At 61.1% G+C, this 15872-nt stretch carries 10 protein-coding genes; 5 read left to right on the forward strand and 5 right to left on the reverse strand.

Translation table 11 applies throughout. The features are described from left to right. Window positions 1-3: 3 nt before the first annotated feature. Window positions 4-1305 (reverse strand): efflux RND transporter periplasmic adaptor subunit, encoded by a 1302-nt coding sequence (locus F3J20_RS05555; RefSeq protein ID WP_167282369.1) that lies wholly within the window; start codon window positions 1303-1305, stop codon window positions 4-6. 521 nt (window positions 1306-1826) lie between these two features. Between F3J20_RS05555 and F3J20_RS05560 the strand changes: the two genes are divergently transcribed. Beyond that, complete coding sequence (locus F3J20_RS05560; RefSeq protein WP_167282371.1) at window positions 1827-2717, forward strand: 2OG-Fe(II) oxygenase; 891 nt, start codon at window positions 1827-1829, stop codon at window positions 2715-2717. Window positions 2718-2810: 93 nt separating this feature from the next. Here the strand turns inward: F3J20_RS05560 and F3J20_RS05565 are convergent, their stop codons facing one another. From F3J20_RS05565 to F3J20_RS05575, 3 genes are all read right to left on the reverse strand, one after another. Continuing rightward, on the reverse strand, window positions 2811-3482 hold the full coding sequence (locus tag F3J20_RS05565; protein ID WP_167282373.1) for a hypothetical protein: 672 nt from the start codon (window positions 3480-3482) through the stop codon (window positions 2811-2813). A gap of 167 nt (window positions 3483-3649) precedes the next feature. Next, window positions 3650-5143 (reverse strand): cytochrome c peroxidase, encoded by a 1494-nt coding sequence (locus F3J20_RS05570; RefSeq protein WP_167042783.1) that lies wholly within the window; start codon window positions 5141-5143, stop codon window positions 3650-3652. Between the two features lie 243 nt (window positions 5144-5386). Further along, on the reverse strand, window positions 5387-7735 hold the full coding sequence (locus F3J20_RS05575; RefSeq protein WP_167042785.1) for an alkaline phosphatase family protein: 2349 nt from the start codon (window positions 7733-7735) through the stop codon (window positions 5387-5389). A gap of 810 nt (window positions 7736-8545) precedes the next feature. On the opposite strand from F3J20_RS05575, the gene F3J20_RS05580 reads away from it, so the two are divergent. The 4 genes from F3J20_RS05580 (at window position 8546) to F3J20_RS05595 (ending at window position 12563) form a co-directional block, all read left to right on the forward strand. Beyond that, on the forward strand, window positions 8546-9541 hold the full coding sequence (locus F3J20_RS05580; protein ID WP_167282375.1) for a DUF2345 domain-containing protein: 996 nt from the start codon (window positions 8546-8548) through the stop codon (window positions 9539-9541). A 13-nt stretch (window positions 9542-9554) separates the two neighbouring features. Then, window positions 9555-10724 carry a hypothetical protein gene (locus F3J20_RS05585; RefSeq protein ID WP_167282377.1) on the forward strand — a complete coding sequence of 390 codons (1170 nt, stop codon included), beginning with the start codon at window positions 9555-9557 and terminating at the stop codon, window positions 10722-10724. Window position 10725: 1 nt separating this feature from the next. Further along, entirely contained in the window at window positions 10726-11550 is an 825-nt protein-coding gene (locus F3J20_RS05590) for a hypothetical protein (protein ID WP_167282379.1), read from the forward strand. A 188-nt stretch (window positions 11551-11738) separates the two neighbouring features. Beyond that, a complete protein-coding gene (locus tag F3J20_RS05595) occupies window positions 11739-12563 on the forward strand; it encodes a hypothetical protein (protein WP_167282381.1) in 825 nt (274 codons plus the stop codon). 445 nt (window positions 12564-13008) lie between these two features. Here F3J20_RS05595 and F3J20_RS05600 read toward each other — a convergent pair whose 3' ends face one another. Beyond that, window positions 13009-15723: a hypothetical protein gene (locus tag F3J20_RS05600; RefSeq protein WP_167282383.1), complete on the reverse strand. Its 2715-nt coding sequence runs from the start codon at window positions 15721-15723 to the stop codon at window positions 13009-13011. Window positions 15724-15872 lie beyond the last annotated feature (149 nt).

A 15872-nucleotide genomic window follows, 5' to 3' on the forward strand; every position in this document is an offset into this window, starting at 1 on the left:
CCGTTACGACGAAGCGGCGGATGACGACGCCGGCGCAGCGGGCTTCGCGGCAGGCGGAAAAACGCGCTGCAGGAGGCGCTTGAAGCCGCTCTCCGAAGCGGCCTCGGGCTTCGCCGCTGCACCACCCGCGCCGCTCGCGCCGTTCACGCCCGCCGCCGCGGGCTTCGCATGGGCCGGCTCGATCTTCGCGCCGTCGCTGAGCCGGTCGGTGCCGTCCGTCACGACCTGGTTGCCCGCCGCGAGACCGGAGAGGATCACCGTATTCCTGCCGTCGCTCGGGCCGAGCTTCACCTTGTGCACCGACACCGTGCCGTTCGCATTGACCAGATACACGTAGTCGCCCGGCGCGCCGGTCTGCACCGCGGCGGTCGGCACGAGCACGGCGTTGCTCATCGTATCGACGAGCAGCTTCACGTTGACGAACTCGTTCGGGAACAGCGCCTCGTCGTCGTTGGCGAAGGTGGCCCGCAAGGTCACGGTGCCGGTCGCGGTCGCCATCTGGTTGCTGATCGCGTAGAGCGTGCCGGTGGCGATCTCGCGCGCGTTGTCGCTCGAATACGCGGTGACCGGCAATTTCGCGCCGCTGTTCATGCGCTGCACGATCGAGGCAAGCGCGTCCTGCGGCACCGTGAACTGCACCGTGGTCGGCTTGACCGCCGTGATGACGACGATCCCCGTCGACGACGACGCGGTCACGTAGTTGCCCGGATCGACGAGGCGCAGGCCGACCTTGCCGGCGATCGGCGCGGTAATGCGGCAATAGGCGAGATCGAGATCGAATTGCGCGATGTTGGCGAGATCGGCCTGCACGGCCGCCTCGTCCTGCTGCACGAGGAACTGCTGATCGGCGAAGGTCTGCTGCGCGATCGACTTGCGCTCGTTCAACTGCGTGTAGCGCGCGAGATCGGCGCGCGCCTGGGCGAGCGAGGCGCGGTCCTTGGCGAGCGTCGCCTGCGCCTGCTGCTTGCTGATCTGGTACTGGCGCGGATCGATCTGCGCGAGGAACTGGCCCTTCTGCACTTCCTGGCCTTCGTGATAGCCGACCTCGGTCAGGTAGCCGCTCAGTTGCGGCAGCACGGTCACGGTGGCGGTGGGCGTGACCGTGCCGAGCTCGCTCAGCGTGACCGGCATCGAGCCGAGCGTCGCGCTCGCGACCGTAACGACGATGGCCGTGTTCTCGCGCGCGGGCTTCTTGCGCGTCAGCACATGCATCGCAACCAGCGGGATCAGCACGAGCACGATCGCCACGAAGATGACGAGCCCGCGTCGGGAGCGCTTCGGCGGCGGGGACACGGCTTCGCTCATGTTGATCTCCGTGGACGGATAGTAGCGTCGATGATCGGTGGAAACGTCGTCCTCTGATGGGACTGCGCAAAAGTGCCATGGTTTGCGCGCGTTGTCATCAGTCGAAGTCCTCTGGACGTGCTGTTATCTGAACGTAAGGAAGCGGGGCCGTGCTTGGGACCGCGTATCGGGCCGCGTATCGAGGCGCCAACGGCACGCAAGCGCGATGCCCGCATGGCGCCAATGTAGCCGGGCTGCCGAACGCTTGAGTTACAGCGGTGCAACAGTTGACGCGGTGAAAGGCAACGCGGCCCCGCGCGGCGCCCGGACAGGCGGGCTCGGGGCCGCGTGGAAGGGGATCGATCGGCCGTGGCCGGCCGCGCGCGGCTGCAATATGCGGTAACGAAAAACGGCTGGGCCGCCCCGGCAGGACCCGCTCCGCTGTCTAAAGCGCGTCACAATCGACCGCTATCATGCGAGCCCGGCTTCTTTCCCGCCTCTTTCCGCGACATAACCCTCCAGGCCGCGCGCCTGTCACCCCGATGTCCATCACCGTCAATTTTCCCGCCGAAGTGCGCGACTGGATCGCCGCCAATCTCACGCGCGGCGTCGCGCCGCAAGCGATCGTCAACGAGCTGGTCAGCCGCAACAACGCGGCCGAACTCGCGGCGGCGATGGTCAACGCCGTGTCCGCCGCGTTCCTCTACGGCACGCCGATGCCGGGCGACAAGCTCGAAGTGGGCGCCGCGCCGCTCAGCTACGAAGCCGAACCGCTGCGCGTGCGCGACGGCGCGCAGCTTCAGCTCGGCGAGCGCAAGGTGCGCGTGCTGTCGCGCCTGCAACGGCCCGCCGCCGTGCATCTCGCCAACTTTCTGAGCGCCGACGAATGCGAGCAGCTGATTGCGCTCGCGCGGCCGCGCCTCGACCGCTCGACCGTCGTCGATCCGGTGACGGGCCGCAACGTCGTGGCCGGTCATCGCAGCAGCTACGGGATGTTTTTCCGCCTCGCCGAGACGCCGCTGATCGCGCGCCTCGAAGCGCGCATCGCCGAACTCACGGGCCTGCCGGCCGAGAACGGCGAGGGGCTGCAAATGCTGAACTACGAGGAAGGCGCCGAATCGACGCCGCACGTCGACTATCTGATCGCGGGCAACGAGGCGAATCGCGAGTCGATCGCGCGCAGCGGCCAGCGCGTCGGCACGCTGCTGATGTATCTGAACGACGTGGAAGACGGCGGCGAAACGGTGTTCCCGCAGATCGGCTGGTCGGTGACGCCGCAGCGCGGTCACGCGCTCTACTTCGAATACGGCAACCGCTTCGGCCTCGCCGATCCGAGTTCGCTGCATGCGAGCACGCCGCTGCGCTCGGGCGAGAAGTGGGTCGCGACGAAATGGCTGCGCGCGCGCCGCTTCGTGCCGCGTCAGCAGGCCTGAGCGCCGGGCGCACCTGAGCGTTTCAGGTTCGAGGCACCCCAGGTGCCGGGCAGCGCGCCCGGCCCGCACGTTGCGCCGCCTGCGCGTTCCGCTTCAGCGCTGGAAAATCTCGTCGGCGACCCAGCCCTTCGAGGTCAGGTGCATGCCCTCGCGCAACTGCATCGTGCCCGCGCCTTCGATCACACGCTTGACCATCGGAAACACGCGCTGCGCGTCGGCATCTTTCGCCCACGGCGCCGGCTCGACCTTGTACGTGTAGACCACCGACGTGACGGTCTTGCCGTCGAGCTGCATCGGCCGCTCCCAGCCCACGACCTTGTCGAGCGTCAGCGTGGCCGCGCAGAAGTCGGCCGGATGCGTGACGCGCGACGTGCCGGTCGCGACCACTTCCGGAATGTGCAGGTAGTACTTCTTGCCTTCGTCGGTCAGTTCGTACTGGCGCGCGGCCGCGGTGATCTTCTTGCCGCCGGCGTCGACGCGCTCGACCATCATGTCCTTGCCCTTCACGAGGCCGAGCTTTTCGAGCACCGGCATCTGCACGGCGTCGCGCGTGCCCGCGGCGCGATCGTCGGTGGTGGTGTAGATCGGCCAGTCGTATTTGGCGAGGCACAGGTGACCGCGTTGGCCGAGGAAATCGTTGATGGCGGCCGTGAAGTTTTCCTGATTGGCGTCCTGGCTCTTGTCATGGCAGCCGGCGACGAAGGTCAGGGCAAACAGGGAAAGCGCGCCGCCGGCAAGGCGGACGGCGGTGGTACGTCGCGTCATGGTGTTGTTGCTCAGGTTGGATGGCTTATTGAACGGCTAGGTGCGGCAGGCGGCAGGCGATGCGCGCGCGGCAGCGGTGCCGGCGGTCCGAGGCACGACGGCCCGAACGCCGGCGCGCGGCCGCTCCACGAGAAGCCGGCCGCGCGCGGATCGTCATCGATGCGTCGTCAGTTCACGCATGCGCCGCTCGTGGGGGGCGTGGCGGGCGGTTGATAGCCGTCCGTCAGCGTGTTCAGGAAGCAGACCAGATCGGCGATGTTCTGCTGCGTCAGCTGCGGCGTCGAGTGGACCGGGCGGGCCAGCGCGCCGTCCGCCGCGGTCGTGCCGCCCGCGTCGGTTTGCCCCTGGCCCATCGGCAGTTCTTCGTCGATGTTGCCCTGGTAGGCGACCGGCAGATCGTTGAACGGCGTCGCCGTCGCCCCCGATGCGGCGCTCGGGAACAGCGCGAACGACGGGTTCTGCACCATGTGGGTCGTATCGCCGCCGGTGCTCGGATACCAGTATTCCGGGTTCGTGTCGCGCGTGTTGTAGAAGTTCAGCACCTGCACGAGCGAATGGAACACGCCGTTGTGGAAGAACGCGGTGCGCGTCGAGACGTTGCGCAGCGTCGGCACCTTGAAGCGGCCGCAATACGGATCGGGCACGTTGACGCCCGTGAACGAATCCGGTCCCGCGCCGCTCGTCGCGGTGCCGGGCGTGTGGAGGTTGTTCAGCGGACCGCACAGACCCAGGTCGTAGTACGAGGTCGTCGCGTTGCTCGGGATCGGGTCGGGGTTATCGGGAATCTGCGTGTCGTTGCGCGGCACGCCGATCGCCTGATACGTGAAGTCCGTCATCAGACCGACCGAGCCGTTGAAGTTCGCGCCCGCGTAGTGGCAGGCCACGCAGCCGGCGCCCTTGTCGGTGTCGTTGAAGAGTTCGAGGCCGCGCAGCTCGGCCGCCGTCAACGTGCCGCCCACCTTGTTCGATTCGAACAGATCGAACTTGCTCGAATACGGCGCGAAGCTCGGGTCTTCCGTCTCGTAGGCCTGGATCGCGAGGCCGACGTCGGCGAACGCGGCGTCGGTGTTGGCGAACACGCCCGAGCCGAAGGCCTGCTGGAACAGCGGCGCATACGAGGCGCCCTGCACGACCTTGACCACGTTCGCGGCCGACGTGTTGTTCATTTCGAGCGGATTGAGCAGCGGCAGCGAGACCTGGGTCGCCAGCGTGGTCGCGCGGCCGTCCCACATGAAGCCGCCGCCCGGCGCGTTCTGCGTGATGCCGTCGGGGTTGTCGGCGACGTCGTTGTAGGGCGGCGTCATCGACTTGTAGCGCAGCGAGGGCACCGCGCGCTGACCGGCCAGCGAAGGATCGGAGCCGAGCTGCACCGACAGGCTGTTCGGCGGTCCGTACGCGTACTGCGGACTATGGCAGGTCGCGCAGGACATGTTCTTGCCGCCCGACAGATTCTGATCGAAGAACAGTTGCTTGCCGACCTGGGCCGCCGCGCTCAGCGTGACGGCGGCGGGCGGCGCAACGCTACCCGTTTCGCCGCCGCCCGGCGCCGAGGTCTGGCTCGATCCGTTGCCGCCGTTGCTGCCGCTATCGCTGCCCCCGCCGCCGCAGGCGGCCAATACGAGGGAAAGCGCGCAAAGCACGCCGAGAGAAACTTTTCGCATATCGATGTGTTGAGCCTGATCGTGTTACCTGAGTCCGATTGCCGGGCGGTCCTGGCTTGGTCCGTGGAAGGACCTGGCTGAGTGCGCGTACGACTTAAGGCCGCGTGGAAATGGGACGAACGGAATGGAAAACTGCCGGACCACATGATCCGTGGTCCGGCAGGCAGCGTTGCGGCGCCGGGTTGCACACGCCGGGCGCGCGCTGCGCCCGGCGTGTGTCGGTCCGCCGCTTAGGTCGACCGCTTACTTGCTCAGCGCCCAGACGTTGGTCTGGTTCGCGTCAGGACCCGCCTGGCGCGAAGCCAGCGAGGTGCCCGTCACGTCGACCGGGTTCAGCTTCTGCGTGTAGGTCGCCGGCGTGATGTACGCGTGGTTCATCGGACGGACCGAGTCGAAGTGCGTATCCGCGCTGCCCGCGAGTTCCGGCAGGTTCAGCACGTTCGCGGCGATGAACGACTCGGTGTACTTCGCGCGAGCAAGGTACGTTTGCGGCTGTGCCGGGTCGCCGATCTGGAACATGTCCTGCATCGTACGCACGAACGAGAAGTGGCTGTACTCGTCGCTGTCGACCACACCCGCGCTCGCCTGGTTCGTCGCTACGCCGAACACCGAGTTGCCGTGACCATGGTTGCCCTGGTTGTACAGCGTCGTCGTGACCGGCGAGTACTTGCCGTTCGAGAACGTGAGCGGTGCCTGGTTGACGTTCGACGTCACCGGGTTCCAGCCGCAGCACGAGGTCGAGCTGCCTTCGCCTTCGTCGAACATCACGACGATCGCGACCTTGCGCTTCTTGTTGGTCCACAGCGGCGAAGCCTGGATCTTCGTCACGACCTGACGCACGTAGTCGTCGCCGCGCTGCACGATGGCGGTGCTGCCGCTCGAACAGGACGGATCGGAGCCGGTGCCGTGCATGTCGTCGCACTGGTCGGGCATGATGAAGTTCAGGTTGCCCACGTCGCCGTTCGCGAGGTCGGTGCTGAACTGGTCGTAGTTGTAGTTCGTCGGGATCGAATAGTCCTTCGACGTAGCCAGGGCGGACGCCGGGTACTGCGTGCCGAAGATCGTGCGGTTGTCGGCGAAGAACTCCGGCAGATTGCGCGCCAGCTGATACGGCATTGCCGGGCTGTGCTTGGTCTTGTACAGCGCGCCAGGCATCGGGTAGGCCGTGCCGTTCGCGCCCGGGCCCGTGTAGGCGGCCGAGATCGTCGGTTCGGCGATGCTGTCCGAACGCGGGTCCTGACCCGGGTTCATCGACTCGCTGTAGGTACGCCACGTCATGCCCGCTTGCGACAGCAGCGTGAAGAGGTTCGGCGCCGCGACGTTGTGGTTCGCGGAAGAACCGACCGTCGTACAGGCCGCGCTCGTCAGGCCCGTCAGATGGTTCGTGTCTTGCGGCGGCAGTGCGGTCGTCGCGACGAGCGGCTGGCCGTCCGAAGCGGTGCCGCCGGCGAAGGCCGCGTCGGTCGGTGCGTTCGCGCCGCTCGTGCCCGCGCCGCAGCCCCACCAGTTGTCGTCGACGATACCCCAGTCGTCCGCGCCGCCGAGTGCCGTGTAGTTCGGCTCGCTCGGGTTGCCGGTCGCGTAGTAGGTCGTGAACTGGTTGTTGCTGGTCAGGAACTGGTTGATGAACGGTGCGTTCGTCGAACCGAAAATGCCCGGCGTGCCCGGCGTCGGGCCCACGCTGTGGTTTTCGAGCATGATCACGAACACGTTGTCGTAGCGCGGCACGCCTTCGACGTTGAACGCGGCCTGCTGCGCCTGTGCGTACGTGATCTTCGCCTGCGTCTGCGACGACTTCACGGCCGTTGCCTGGATCACGCCCGAGGTGCCGATGAGCGACGGATCGCCGCCCGTCATCGCGAGGTTGTCCGGATACATGTCGCCGCGATCGAGCTTGGTCGTCGCGTACGTGTAGCGGTTTTCGAGCTGGTTGTCTTCGAACAGCAGCGCTTGCTGTTCGGCGCCCGAGAGCGTGTTCACGTCGCCGAGCGCGTCGGTCGCGCTCACCGTCACCGACGATGCGCCGAGGGCCGGGCCGCTCAGGCGCGTTGCGAGGTTGGCCTTCTCGGTGGCGTAGCTGCTGCCGTTCGCTTCGACGAGACGCTGCACTTCGCTCGACATCGGGCTGATGACGACGTTAGCCGCGCCCTGGTCGGCGATCTGCGCGGCCGAAGCGCGCAGGATCAGGTGGCTCGGCACGGCCGCGCCGCTTGCCGTGTTGGTTGCCTTGGTGCTGATGTCGGCGATCAACTGGCCGGTCGCCGAGGTCTTCAGCGTGAAGTGGCCCTTGCTGTCGGTCGTCGTGCTCGTTTCCGACGCATCGCACACGCCATTGCCGTTCGCGTCGACGCAAACCGTCGCGCCCGCGTAGTAGCCGGCGGCGATCGTCGGGTTACCCGATGCGTTGCCCGGCTTGAAAGCCGCGGCGGTCACGACGCCCGAGAACGTCGTGGTTTGCGTCGGGGTCGGGCTGTTGCCGCCGCCGTTGCTTGCCGTCGACGGATTGTCGTTGCCGCCGCAAGCTGCCAGCACGCAGGCCGCCGCGATCGAGGTTAAAAGAAGGGTAGTACGTGGTGTTGAACTGACCGGCATTATGGGACCCCTGGTGGTTTGCATGTACAACTTTTTTCCGCCCAAACGGAACAAATCCGTATTTTTCTAACGCAGCGGGATTATCGAGTCCGTATGTTCTTTTTTTATGACAGGGAACCTTTAAGAAATTTTACTTTCAATTTACTTAAATTACCTTTCAAATTTAAACTTTATTGTAATAAACAGGAGCGACGCTCGCACCGGGGCCGAATCGCCGTAGGGTTGTGCACGTACGGCGGGCGCCGAGGACGATGAGTGCGCAAATGCGTGAATACATGCTTCGAATCACCAATATTTAGGATTCGATGCGCCAGATTCCGCTTTTCGCGGAGATTTGCTGTTCTGTTCGCTGCTCTGCCGGTTGCGTTGCTTGCCGCCCTGTTCGCCACTTTGTTTATTCCCCTGCTTACGCAGAACTGTCGTTCCTGTTCAGGTTCGTGCAAGCGCGCAGTAATTTATATTCGCGGCGATTTGTTATCGGGTTCGCTCACGGCTGCCATTCTTTTTTAATACCGCCGAAGTGTTATTCAGTACGGCACGGTTGCGCGGGCCCGCCCCGGATGGCCCTCGGCTTCAATCATATTCGCCGTTTCTTTTCTGATTTTTTATTTGTATTTCTCTTTGCAGCGGATTCAACGGGATTAATTCGTATTGCTGTACAGGATCACTAAACAGATCAAACCGGCCTATCTCAATTAGCTATGCAGATTGAGTAATTTGCCTGCTCAGGATAAAAATTAGTCCAATTCCTATAGACGGTGGGATAGGTGCTTTCGATACTGTGTGCTCGACCCATCACTCGATGCACGCATGTCCAAACCACCGTGGGACCGCACTTTAGCTATCTTCTGTGACACGCTGCCGACCTGGGGCAATGAGCCACTGCTCGCGCCGTTGCGTCTGCACGGCACCGAAGCCCTGGGCAAGCTCTACCGGTACGCGCTCGACGTGGCGACGATCGAAAGACCGACGCTTCCGCTATGGCAGGCGCGGCAACAGGTCGTGCCCGATCGCCTGATCGGCCAGGTGATCGACGTGTCGATTGCCTGCGGCGGCGACGCGATAAGCGCAGCCACCGGCAGCCGCACGATCTCTGGCCTCATCACCGGCGTCAGGCAGATGGGTATCAGTCTCGCGGCCGCGGAAAGCACGCACGTGGCGAGTGGCGAACATCTCGCGCTCACGGCCGGCGGACACGTCAGCATCGCCGCGGCGAGATCGCTGCTGGCGTCGGCGGTCAATGGCGTGCGGGTGTTCGCGCAGAACCTCGGCATCAGGCTCAAGGCAGCGTCCGGCAAGGTGCAGATCGAGGCGCAACACGATGACATCGAGGTCATTGCGCAGCGCGTGGTGAACATCATCAGCCGGGCGGAATCGATCAATCTGATTGCCGGAAAGGAGATCGTGTTCCATGCGGCCGGCACGAAGGTCGTGATCAATGCGCAGGGGTACAGCGTCTACACCGACGGCGGGCATCGGGTTCATGCGGCGAGTTATCTGAACGATACGCCGGTGGCGGTGCCGTTTGTCGTGCCGATGACGGATATCGGGCAGGCGAAGGTGGCGGAGCATTTCAAGCTTGTGGAACAGGTTTCGGGGTGGGTGATGACGAACCAGCGTTACCGGATCGAGCTTGCAGACGGACAGGTGATCGAAGGGATCAGTAATGGACGCGGCGAAACATCCGTTGCGATGAGCGACAGCGTGCGGATTGCATCCGTCAGCCTGCTACGCGCGTGTGGCGCGGTCGCCTCGACGCATCGGTCGATATTGGTCCGGGATGCCGGGACGAAATCCGATTTATAGGAGAAAGCCAGGAATGCCCGCTAGACGCACACATAAAGTCGGCAACCATATCGTCGAGATCAATCAGCCAGGCCTCACCAGCGCCGGCAGAATCCCGACCTACGCACTCTGCTCGGCCGAGCGCTGGGGGATGCGCTTTTCTGATCTGGACCCGGAACGCAAAGGGCAGCTTATGTTTCCGGTTGCCAGGGATTACGCGTTTGCGGTGGAGTTGCTGTTCGAGAAGATCCAGTGGGGGAATACTTTCTTTGGTAAGGGGGTGCCGGAGAAGGTGCTCAGGTGGCCGGTTGACGATGATGGACAAAAATATCTACTCAGTCTGATAAAGCCGCTTATCGTCAAGGCAATGACGGATCAATCGCAAGACGGCGGTATTCCCGCTCAGGCCGTTCCCTCGCAGATAAAACTCGATGTGTCGCCGGGTTCGGCACCCGAGCAGGGCTTTTTTGATTCCGCGAACTGGAGCCTGCTCCTGCATCTCAATGATCTCAAAGACCTCATTCTTATAAGCCGGTTAGCGGACGAGGATGCGGGTCAACGCTATCTGCGCTTCAGAACGCTCAAGGCATTTGTCGATACGATTTACCACGAGTCGCGACATTGCCAGCAATGGTTCTGGAGCTACGCGATGGCGCAGCAACATCCGGATAATTTCCCTGATACACGGATCGATCAGTGGCCGGGTGCTGTAGTCGCTGCGAGTGCTCCAGGGCGCACGGCAGTGGCTCTAGCCAGGGTGGTATCAATACCTGACGATCCCTTGATGCTGGCGAGTATCAAACGCATAGCCATCGCGCAGTACGTCTGGGTGCTCAATCTCTGGCGTACTGGCAGGGTTAGGCCGCCAGGCTATCTGTCCAGCACGCAGTCACTGGAAAGTGAATTCGAAAAGGTGAGGGAACTGGCGGTCGATCTTCTACAGAGATCAGGTTATGGCGGCACTCCGATCATGATCGACAGCATGGTGGCCGAACCCAGCAGGTGCTCAGAGGACTACCGCGGCCGTCCCTGGGAAAACGATGCCTTTTATTGTGGAGATATGGCAGGTGCCTATTTCATGCAAGCCGGTCACTATGGGATTTATACGCATGCGGAAGATGAGTGCAGTGCTCCTTATGCCTTTGCTCATGAGCATCCCGATTCTTCGGGCACAGAGCAGCCCATCGCCGGTAAAGGGGAGTGACATGCAGGACATTCCGAAACCCATGTCCGTGCAGGAGCAGGCGCAACTGTTTCCGTTCTTCGAAGCCGGGCTGGCCTGGGCAACAGGTACGCTTTCATTCGACGACATAGTCCGTCGATTCGGAAAGCCAGTGTCATATAGCTCGCCTGAAGACATAATTGTTGAATATACATACTTCCTTCAGAAGAACGTGACGGTTGATTTCCGGTTCGACAAACTACTGCTTGTTGACGGAAAGCCGAGTGTCAAAACAGTCATGATTGATATTGACAGCCTGATGACGACCGACATTCCGAAGGAGGGCTATGAGGCCAGGCTGAACCTGCATCGCGTAGTCAGAGGAGAGTCGATTGATGGTGTGCGTAACGAGCAAGGCTCCTACTTTTCGCCTCGGGGCGTGATCATTGGGGGGGACCCCGATATTGTCGATTTTGTCTATCGTCAACCGCTGCCATCCGACTCCCCATACGACGTGTATGTCACGGTGACGTATAAAGGGAAATACGAGCAAGACGGCCCCGAATTCCGGAGTTTGCAAAATCCGCGCGATCTGCGCAGTATTGCAATTGATCGAGTCTATCTGAGGCCCGAAGAACTGGAACAACGCCGCCTCGCCAAGCGCCAGAAGTACGGCATGATGGATTTGCGCACCGGCATGGTATGTCCCGAAACAGGCCTATGGGAGAGCTGGACACAAGCCGGGATAGTTGGCAAGGCGGTGGTACGCGCCGGCGACAGGTTCAAGCCATATCTACGACTCGACATGCCGCCTGCTGAAGTGCGCTGGATGTGGGCTGGCGAGTATCGTCCGGAGCGATTGGCTTGATCCGATCCATAAATCGCAGTGTGTCGAATTTTACTGTGAAGATGTGGCCAGTTGCCATTTCATGCAAGCCGGCCATTACGGGCTTTACACGCATGCGGAAAATGAGTGCAGTGTTCCTTATGTTTTTGTTCATGAGCATCCCGACTCTCCGGGCACAGACCAGCCCATCGCCAGTAAGGGGGAGTGACATGCCGGACATTCCGAAACCCATGTCCGTACAGGAGCAGGCGCAACTGTTTCCCTTCTTCGAAGCCGGGCTGGCCTGGGCTACAGGTACGCTTTCATTCGACGATATAGTCCGTCGATTCGGAAAGCCAGTGTCATATAGCTCGCCTGAAGACATCATCGTTGAATATACATACTTCCTTCAGAAGAACGTGACGGTTGATTTCCGGTTCGACAAGCTACTGCTTGTTGACGGAAAGCCGAGTGTCAAAACAGTCATGATTGGTATTGACAGCCTGACGACGACCGACATACCGAAGGAAAGCTATGAGGCCACGCTGAACCTGCATCGCGTGGTCAGAGGCGAATCGATTGACAGTGTGCGTAACGAGCGAAGCTCCTACTTTTCACCTCGAGGCGTAATCATTGGGGGTGACCCCGACACTGTCGATTTTGTCTATCGTCAACTACTACCACCTGATTCCCCATACGACGTGTATGTCACGGTGACATATAAAGGGAAATACGGACACGACGGTCCCGAATTCCAGAGTCTGCAAAATCCTCGCGACCTGCGCAGTATCAAGATCACCCGCTGGTATTTAACGCCGGAGCAACTTGAGCAGCGTTACCTCGCCAAGCGCCAGAAATACGGCATGATGAACCTGCGCACCGGCATGGTGTGCCCTGAAACAGGCCTATGGGAAAGCTGGATGCAAGCGGGAATAGTTGGCAAGGCCGTGGTACGCGCTGGCGACAGGTTCAAGCCATATCTGCGACTCGACATGCCGCCTGCTGACGTGCGCTGGATGTGGGCCGGTGAGTATCGCCCGGAGCGATTGGCTTGATCCGATCCATAAATTGCAGTGTGTCCAATTGCCGTAGGGATATAGTCCGTGCCTATTTTATGCAAGCCAGTCACTAGGGGTTTTACACGCATGCGGAAGACGAGTGCAGCGCTCCTTATGCTTTTGCTCATGAGCACCCCGCCCCTTCGAGCACAGACCGGTCCACTGACAACGGAGCACAGTGAAATGCAGGATATTTCGAAACTCATGTCTGTGCAGGAACAGGAGCGACTTTTCGTCTTCTTCGAGCCGGACTGGCCCTGGCAATGGGTACGCTTTCATTCGACGATGTAGTCCGTAGATTCGGAAAACCGCAGAAATACGATAATCCTGGCGTTAATACTGTCGACTATAGCTATTTTTTCGGAAACAACGCATCGATCAAATTCAGGTTCGACAGGTTCTACCCCCTAGACGAACAACACAGCGTCAGGAGTTGGAACCGTCACCCAATCCGGCGCGGTTCAGCCCCTACGTTGGCCATCTTGCTAACGTCTTCCAACACACGCTCCATCAACGCAACGCCATCGTCCGAGCGGTACGCGTCCCCACCGCCCACCTTGCTTTGCGGCTCATTCTTGAAGTGGCACGCTTCCGGACGGGTCGCGGTTTCCGAGCGGTAGTGCACATGCAGTGGCACTGTCGTGACAGTCTTGATGCGCGGCTTGTCTTCCCCGGGATCGAGGTAGGCAATACGCTGCGCGTCCCTTAGCGTGATCACGTATTCGTCGAGGAAGTCGCCGTGTGGATGGGGCTCGCCGTTCGGCGCGATCCCCGCCAGTCGCTTTCGGCGGATCGTTTGGCTCACTGATACGAGGCTATTGCGATCATGTTTCTGGAGCCACTGGAACAGTTCGCGCGAAGGCTTCTGCGCGAACAGCTTCAGATTGCGGCGCTTTTGCTGGACGGCGGCCTCGTTGCGCAATGCGGCGATACCTCCCGACAACTTGTTGACATCCTGCGTCAACGCTATGCGAACAGGCAGCGCCATACGCTTTGCATCGAGGGCCGCTTGCCCATTCTCATCCGGATCGGTGAGCGTTTCGATTAGCTTATCGATCGTGGCGATCCGGGCGAGCACATCCTGACGCCCTTTGTCGAGCGCGTCTGCCGCGCGCATGAATTTGCCGTAGATGCCGAAGCCGCTCAGCAGCTTCAGGCCGCTCGCATCAGCCTCGGTGCGCGCGAGATTTGCAAGCGAAGCAGCATACTGTCGTACCCTTTTGACGTCGAATGGAGTCGCGCACAGTTGAATCAGCGACTCCTTCGCCGCAGCAAGCTCCTGCTCGCGGGCAACCTCCCGTGCCGCCTGGTTTCGCTTGCTCTCGGCGATTGCCTGCCGCTGGCGCACAGTCTTCTTGCCCTTGCCCTTGCCTTTGCCGCTATTCGCGGCGATCCGGCTCGACGGCTCGTCGTCCCAGTCGATCTCCGGGATTTTCACCTCAGGAGGCGCGGGCACCGCCAAGCCCTTTAGATACTTCGCCGTGTAATCGCGCACCGCAACTTCGCTGGGGGTAACAAGTGCCGCGGTGACCATGCGCGCATACTTGGGGTCTCTAGCCAGCGACGTCCTCATCGCGTTGGCAGTGGCGATGTTCCACTGCAGATTCCGCCGGACGCGCGATACTGCGACCTGTAGCTGCTCATACGCGGCGTCAACTTCGTTGCTGCTAGCAGATCGAGGGCTATCGCTTTTCATGCTGTTGCGCAGCCACTCCAGGTCGGTTTCGATTTCGCCGCAGTGTAGTGCGACCGCGTCGAGCACGGGTTGGCGCATCGCGTCTTCGCGGCGACAGTATGCTAAAGGATCGCTATCTGGAAATGCCGTGAGGCAATGTGAAACGTTATGGAGCAACTCGACGCTGATGCGAACCATCGTGCTGACTGATACCTCGTCAAACTGTGCGGTCACTGCGGGGTCAGAGGTGCCCGCAATCCTCTCGCCTTGATTCCTGTACCGGAGAGACTTACGAATATTGTCGAACAGAATGACGGCTTTGGTGTCGATGGGCATACCCGCATTGATCAGATGGCGGTGTTCGTCCAGTACTATAGAATCGAAGATGCCGGGCTTACCGCGTAGTCCATCGATCCACCGGAGATTTTCGTCCATGGACTTTGCAAAGGTGGCGTACTGGCTGCCGACATTGGACGATTCCCGCAACAGGGCAGCAAACCTGTCATCGTACCCACCGCCTATGTTCCCTGTACGTCGATCTTCGGCTCGGGTCGTTCTATTGATCACCTCGCCTAATTGACCGAATCTGCCAAGTAGCTCACTGACGCACGTAGAGACTAACGTCTTGCCCACTGTATCAGCCATTCTCCCCAAGTACAGCAGTTCCTTTATATGGCTGTCCCGCGTTTTCTTGAGAGCCCATTTCCAGGTCTCATCCAGGGAATTACCGTCAATCTTCACGTCTCGCAACGATGGCATGTCCCGGTCAATGCCCGCGAGTATCGTATCGAAGCATGCACGGCTCCTGGCTATCTTCCCGGAGATATCCTTAATATTTTTCTCGAAAAATTTCTGCGTTTCAGGCTCATTAGGATTAAGAACGAGGGATACCCCCCCTGCCATTTTCCGGAGATAAGGGTTGAACTTATTTAGCACGTCCCCGAGATCTTTCACAAGATCGGACGCACTCTGGCATTCGCGATTGAGGTCCTCCAGCTCCTCGCTAAAGCGCTTTAACAGACCGGCGGATGATCGCTCGTTCGTATTGGACTTGAGGTTCTTCTTTGCCTCCCCCATAGCGATTTTTAGCGTATCTGCCAGCTTTTTAAGCGTTCTGATCAACGGCTCACTGTGGTCGGCAACTTGTGTTATGCCTGTCCGAGTTCTCGGATAAGCGACCAGTGCCCGGGTGTAATCCTCAACGCCTTGATGGACCAGTTTCATCATGAACTGCTGGCGCGATACTTCCGGTGACGCCGCGGCCCCGACTTCCCTAAGATTGGAGCGGCGAATTGGCTGTGCCATGTTGCCTTGAGCGCTCGACACGGGTCGAGACAGCGGAGAAAGCCCCTGAAGCGAAGGTGTGCAGGCAGGCGATGCCGCTTGAGTAGGCGACGGTGTGTCGATTGCCTGTTGCCGAATTGCCTGTTGCTGACTCTGAAAACGTTCGCTGCGTCCCGTGCGCGAGATATGGCTGCTCACTCAGTACTCCCGTTGTAAGACGTGATACCTTGGAGTCTGAATACATGGCGCCGTCAAGTAGCCGTGGATGCGAATCTGCAACGCTTATTGCGAACATGGAACGGGTTTTTCATCCAGTACCGCTCATAGCCTGTTGACGCAGACAGGAA

It is taken from the genome of Paraburkholderia sp. Cy-641 (genome assembly GCF_011752945.1).
In the GTDB taxonomy this organism is placed as follows: domain Bacteria; phylum Pseudomonadota; class Gammaproteobacteria; order Burkholderiales; family Burkholderiaceae; genus Paraburkholderia.

What these genes read in the sequence shown, in the direction of transcription:
- F3J20_RS05580 (WP_167282375.1), top strand. Translation starts at nt 8,546, where the DNA reads ATGTCCAAACCACCGTGGGACCGCACTTTAGCTATCTTCTGTGACACG.
- F3J20_RS05570 (WP_167042783.1), bottom strand. Translation starts at nt 5,143, where the DNA reads ATGCGAAAAGTTTCTCTCGGCGTGCTTTGCGCGCTTTCCCTCGTATTG.
- F3J20_RS05575 (WP_167042785.1), bottom strand. Translation starts at nt 7,735, where the DNA reads ATGCCGGTCAGTTCAACACCACGTACTACCCTTCTTTTAACCTCGATC.
- F3J20_RS05590 (WP_167282379.1), top strand. Translation starts at nt 10,726, where the DNA reads ATGCAGGACATTCCGAAACCCATGTCCGTGCAGGAGCAGGCGCAACTG.
- F3J20_RS05565 (WP_167282373.1), bottom strand. Translation starts at nt 3,482, where the DNA reads ATGACGCGACGTACCACCGCCGTCCGCCTTGCCGGCGGCGCGCTTTCC.
- F3J20_RS05555 (WP_167282369.1), bottom strand. Translation starts at nt 1,305, where the DNA reads ATGAGCGAAGCCGTGTCCCCGCCGCCGAAGCGCTCCCGACGCGGGCTC.
- F3J20_RS05595 (WP_167282381.1), top strand. Translation starts at nt 11,739, where the DNA reads ATGCCGGACATTCCGAAACCCATGTCCGTACAGGAGCAGGCGCAACTG.
- F3J20_RS05560 (WP_167282371.1), top strand. Translation starts at nt 1,827, where the DNA reads ATGTCCATCACCGTCAATTTTCCCGCCGAAGTGCGCGACTGGATCGCC.
- F3J20_RS05585 (WP_167282377.1), top strand. Translation starts at nt 9,555, where the DNA reads ATGCCCGCTAGACGCACACATAAAGTCGGCAACCATATCGTCGAGATC.